3 protein-coding genes are annotated in these 5025 nt (G+C 37.3%); 1 reads left to right on the top strand and 2 read right to left on the bottom strand.

Annotation, left to right across the window (positions count from 1 at the left end):
* Both AC3DU7_RS24980 and AC3DU7_RS24975 read right to left on the bottom strand, forming a co-directional pair.
* Positions 1-442 (bottom strand): RNA-guided endonuclease InsQ/TnpB family protein (locus tag AC3DU7_RS24980; RefSeq protein WP_488041997.1); only part of this gene is annotated, 442 nt, incomplete at its 3' end.
* 730 nt (positions 443-1172) lie between these two features.
* Positions 1173-2018, bottom strand: a complete 846-nt coding sequence (locus AC3DU7_RS24975; RefSeq protein WP_488041996.1) for a class I SAM-dependent methyltransferase — start codon at positions 2016-2018, stop codon at positions 1173-1175.
* Positions 2019-2857: 839 nt separating this feature from the next.
* On the opposite strand from AC3DU7_RS24975, the gene mutS reads away from it, so the two are divergent.
* The coding region (mutS, locus tag AC3DU7_RS24970; RefSeq protein WP_488041995.1) for a DNA mismatch repair protein MutS at positions 2858-5025 on the top strand (2168 nt) is incomplete at its 3' end.

Raw genomic sequence — 5025 nt, 5'->3', positions numbered from 1 at the left:
ACGCAATCGGTAGCTTGATAGCGAATCCGTTGATGGGGTTGCTTTTGAACTGAGGAAACACAAAAGACTTGAATTGACCAAACTTTTTGAAGCGCGGAAATCCATGACCCCTCTTCTGAAAAGCTTCCCAGGTGTCGTGCAGTCTACGAATAGTAGTCTGCAACACCTGAGAATGCACCTGGCCCAAATGCGGGAATTGCTTCTTAGCTTTGGGCAGGTTGTTTTGTTGACGATGGTAAGACGGGAACGGCTCATCGGCAGGAATGATGTACTCCTTCTGCAACGAACACCTATCTACCAGACACTGACGCGAAGCAATCCAGTCTTTGAGTTCGTGCAAAGCGTAGTTATACACGCCTCTACAGGTCTCAAGCCAATCCAACAGTTCAGTCTGTTGGTTAGCATCTGGATAGATTCGGTAGGTGTAGTTCATCGTCAGCATAGCTGTAGTTTACCACAAGCTATAGCTACTGGTCAATGCTTGTATCATCGGCATCGAGCCGAATAGATAAGGGCGGGGAGTCCATGTATCCTGACGCTGATGCTACGCATACAGCGCGGGACTTATAGCTCCCCGAACCCCTCATCAGTTAAATTACTGTTTTGAAAAATGGTAGTTAAAGAGAGGTCAAAAGACCTCTTTTTTGTTGTTTGTACTTTTATCCAAAACTGGGTTTATGGAAAGTAATTTTCACCCAAAACAATAGTGGGAATTATACCAAGCGTGAAAAAAGAATGCTATAAAAAGTGCCTCTCGATCGGCTCTGCTTAAAGATACTAGCTTTCGTTCATTAAAGAATAGTTATTTCTCGTTTTTACCTTTTTTTCAAAATTTAATCCTTCTTCCTTCTTTACTTCTTCCTTCTTTCTTACTTCTACTATTTGTAACAAACACTTATCAAATTGGTATTATATAAAACCCGTTTAATTCGGTATAAAAAAATGTTCCATCTTCAAGCATTACCAAATATTTCTCGATCTCCCTTACTCCCTTATATCATGTCCGGTAGCATCGGTCTTGTATAGTAAATAGGCAATAGGCAATAGGCAACAGGCAACAGGCAACAGGCAAGAAAAACACTTAAATTTCCTGTAGATATCCACGCTAACTTTTACACAAACGATACCAATGGACATGATATTACTCCCCTACTCCTCATGTTTTAGCTGTGTCAGTCCACTACTTTGCGCCCTAATACCAACAAAGTAGTACCATTATTCCAAATTCCTTCTGGTGTAATTAACCGTTTTAATTCCTCTTCAAATTCGGCTTTCATTTGTTCTATTTCCTCGGAGGAAAGTTTTGTAATTGGATTAGGAATATTTCCTGGGGAAGGATAATAAACTAAGTTCCACCTTTTTTTTGTATCTTCTAAACTTAGATAACTCCCATGATTTTCCATTTTAACAGAAATTATTTCTAAGTCTGCCTGAGTTAATAAATTCTGATATTTTTCAATAGTATTTACGGAATCTGATAAATGAAAAAAATCAAGATTTATGCCATGATTTTCTAATACTTTTTCCAAAACAAATATTCCTGTAAAACCTATTTCAGCTATATTATGAAGACCTATGTAACCGCCTGGTTTGAGAAACTGAGACCAAAGACGTAAAGTAGCTTCTTTATCTTTCATTAATGTAAAAGCATTAGCACATAAAATCACGTCAAAACTGTTAGCTGGAAAGTCTATATTTTCCCCATCTGCCAACTGAAATTCAATATTTTCAAGGTTTAATTGGGCAACTTTTTTTCTTGCTTGTTCGAGCATTCCACTAGAAATATCTATCCCCACAACTCTACCGTTATCGCCTACTAATTGAGCTACTTCAATAGCAACATGACCTGTACCAGCAGCAATATCTAAAACTTTATCTCCTGGTTTAATTTGTGCAGATTCAACCAGACGATGGGTAATATGAGAATGCCATTTACTTTCATCATAGTTTTGGCTTCTCTGACTATAAATTTTAGCTAATTCCTGTTTATATTGGTCTAATTTTACTTGGTTATTCATCATTAAACTTTGTAATTTAACGTAAGCATTTCCTCCGGAATGCTGCGCAAACAGCCGTCAGCTCTCAGCTATGAATTTATTGATTTTTGAGCAGCAATTAACATTGATAAATTTCAGGAGAATTAAAAGTATTGGAAAAAAACTGACCTTGACGAGAGAGAGTGCATATTCATTCTTTATGAAACAGCTAATAACTGTTTGTACAACATTATACGGGAAATGCTTACTTTTAATACATAATAAATGAAGCAGTACATTCACTCAATTTATATTATACAGGTTGCTTTTTATTGAATTTTATGCTAATAAACAATATAATCAGGACTTACACAAATTGACTTTTAAACCACCATCTGTAGGAGCAAATGGTATTGACTAACCCCAAGATCCGCTAATGCTCTAGCCATAAGTAAAGTCTCTGCGTAAGTCCTAATAATGTTTGCTAAACAATTAAAATTGGGAGTAGTATCAATTACGTGAAAATTTTATAAAATTTTTATTATTATTTATCAAAGTCTTAGAAGAAAAATTAATCCTTTCAAAAATACAAAAAATACAGGTATCTGTTTTGGTACAGGACGATCGCTATAATATTAAATAAATAAAATTATGTAAGCATTTCCTACAGAATGCTGCGCAAACAGCTATTAGCTGTCAGCTCTCAGCAATAATATCTAAATCTTAAGGAGGAGTTTTAAATGCTATATTAATTTAAAAGTCGGCTTTTATAGTAAAATTCAATTTACCTCATTAATCAAGGCTTTCTTTCAAACTAAAATAAATAGCTGATAGCTGATAGCTGACTGCTGAATGCTTACAAATTATCTATATAAGTATCTATGAAATATTCCGCATCTACATCTACTCAAAAATCTCCAAAAGTGAAACAAGACCAAGCAGAAAATTCTCTTCCTCCTAATACTGATTACAGTGAAATTGATACTAGCAAGCTGTCAGAAATGATGCAGCGTTATGTGGAAGTAAAATTACAATATTCTCACGCTCTTTTACTATTCCGAGTAGGTGATTTTTTTGAATGTTTTTTTCAGGATGCTGTAACGATCGCTCAAGAATTAGAATTAGTACAAACTACTAAACACGCTGGTAAAGAAATTGGTAGAGTGCCAATGACTGGTGTACCTCACCATGCGGTGGAAAAATATGCTGCTATGTTAGTAGAAAAGGGTTACGCTGTGGTTGTTTGCGATCAAGTAGAAGACTCTGCTATTGCCAAAAAAGAAAACCGTCAAGTAAAGCGTGAAATTACTCGTATTCTTACCCCTGGCACTCTCACCGACGATGGAATGCTAAAACCTCGTTACAATAATTATTTAGCTGCTGTCATCATTGCCAAAAATCATTGGGGTCTTGCTTACACTGATATTTCCACCGGAGAGTTTCTTACCACCCAAACTCAAGGCTTAGACCAACTAACTCAAGAATTGATGCGTTTGCAACCGTCGGAAGTGCTATTTCCTACAAATGCGCCGGATATCGGTTTTATGTTGCGACCGGGAGAAAAATCGGACTATCTTCCAGAATGTCTGCCGAATTCTTTCTGTTATTCTCTACGTCCGCAACAACCTTTTACTATAGGAGAAGCAAAAGAGCGACTGTTGATAAAATTTCAACTGACATCCCTAGAAGGTATCGGTTGCGAACGTATTCCACTGGGGGTTCGTGCTGCGGGTGGGTTGCTGGAATATCTCGAAGAAACTCAAAAGGAAAATCAAGTTCCTTTACAACGTCTGCGGAGCTATACTTTGGCAGATTTTTTGATTATTGACCACCAGACTCGCCGGAATTTGGAAATTACTCAAACGGTGCGAGATGGAAGTTATCAAGGGTCGCTGTTATCGGCGATCGACAAAACTAGCACTGCAATGGGGGGGCGTGCTTTACGACGATGGTTGCAGCAACCACTTTTGAGTCTGAAGGGTATTCGTGCTAGACATGACACTATTGATGAACTCATAAATAATAATGGTCTACGTCAAGATATCCAAGGAGTATTGCGTCAAATTTACGATTTAGAGCGTCTAACTGGGCGTACTGGTGCTGGTACGGCAAATGCTAGAGATTTAGTTTTTTTAGCTGATTCTTTAACGAAACTTCCCGAACTTTCTGCCTTAGTATTGGCAGGTAATTCTCCCTATTTAAAAGTCTTGCAAAAAATTCCGTCAATCTTACAAGAATTGGGAGAAAAAATTCATTCTCACTTAGTAGAGTCTCCTCCTCAAAAGTTAAAAGAAGGAGGGTTAATTCAGTCTGGTATAAATGAACAATTAGATCAGATGAAGAGGTTAGCTGAAGAAGACCAAAAATGGATTGCTAATTTGGAAGTTACGGAGAGAGAAAGGACGGGAATTACTAATTTAAAGGTTGGTTATAATAAGGCTTTTGGTTATTATATTAGTATTTCAAAATCAAAGGCAGATTTGGCTCCGGATGATTATACTCGGAAGCAGACTTTGACTAATGAGGAGCGTTATATTACTGAGGAATTAAAGGAAAGAGAAGTGAGGATTTTGACGGCACAAGATGATTTGAATGAGTTGGAATATGATATTTTTGTTGGTCTGAGAAATGAAGTAGGGGAATACGCAGAAGAGATTAGAAATGTTTCTCGGGCGGTGGCAGCTCTGGATGTTTTGTGTGGTTTAGCAGAAGTGGCAGTTTATCAAAATTATGTTCGTCCTACTATGACTGATAGTCGGGAATTGAAAATTATTGAGGGTCGGCATCCGGTGGTAGAAAAATATTTGCCTGCTGGTTTTTTTGTGCCGAATACTGCCATATTAGGTAGTAAAAATATAGAGGAAAATAATTCGGGAATTACTCCTTATTCTGCTCCAGATTTAATTATTTTAACTGGTCCGAATGCTAGTGGGAAAAGTTGTTATTTAAGGCAGGTAGGATTGATTCAATTAATGGCGCAAACTGGTAGTTTTGTTCCGGCAACTTCTGCTGTTTTGGGGGTTAGCGATCGGATATTTACTCGTGTTGG

It is taken from the genome of Okeania sp., from assembly GCF_983059655.1.
The sequence above is the reverse complement of the archived record's forward strand: the minus strand, read 5'-3'. Positions and strand labels throughout refer to the sequence as shown.

Excerpts from the sequence above, each read along its gene's own strand:
- AC3DU7_RS24975 (WP_488041996.1), bottom strand. The coding sequence starts at position 2,018 with ATGAATAACCAAGTAAAATTAGACCAATATAAACAGGAATTAGCTAAA.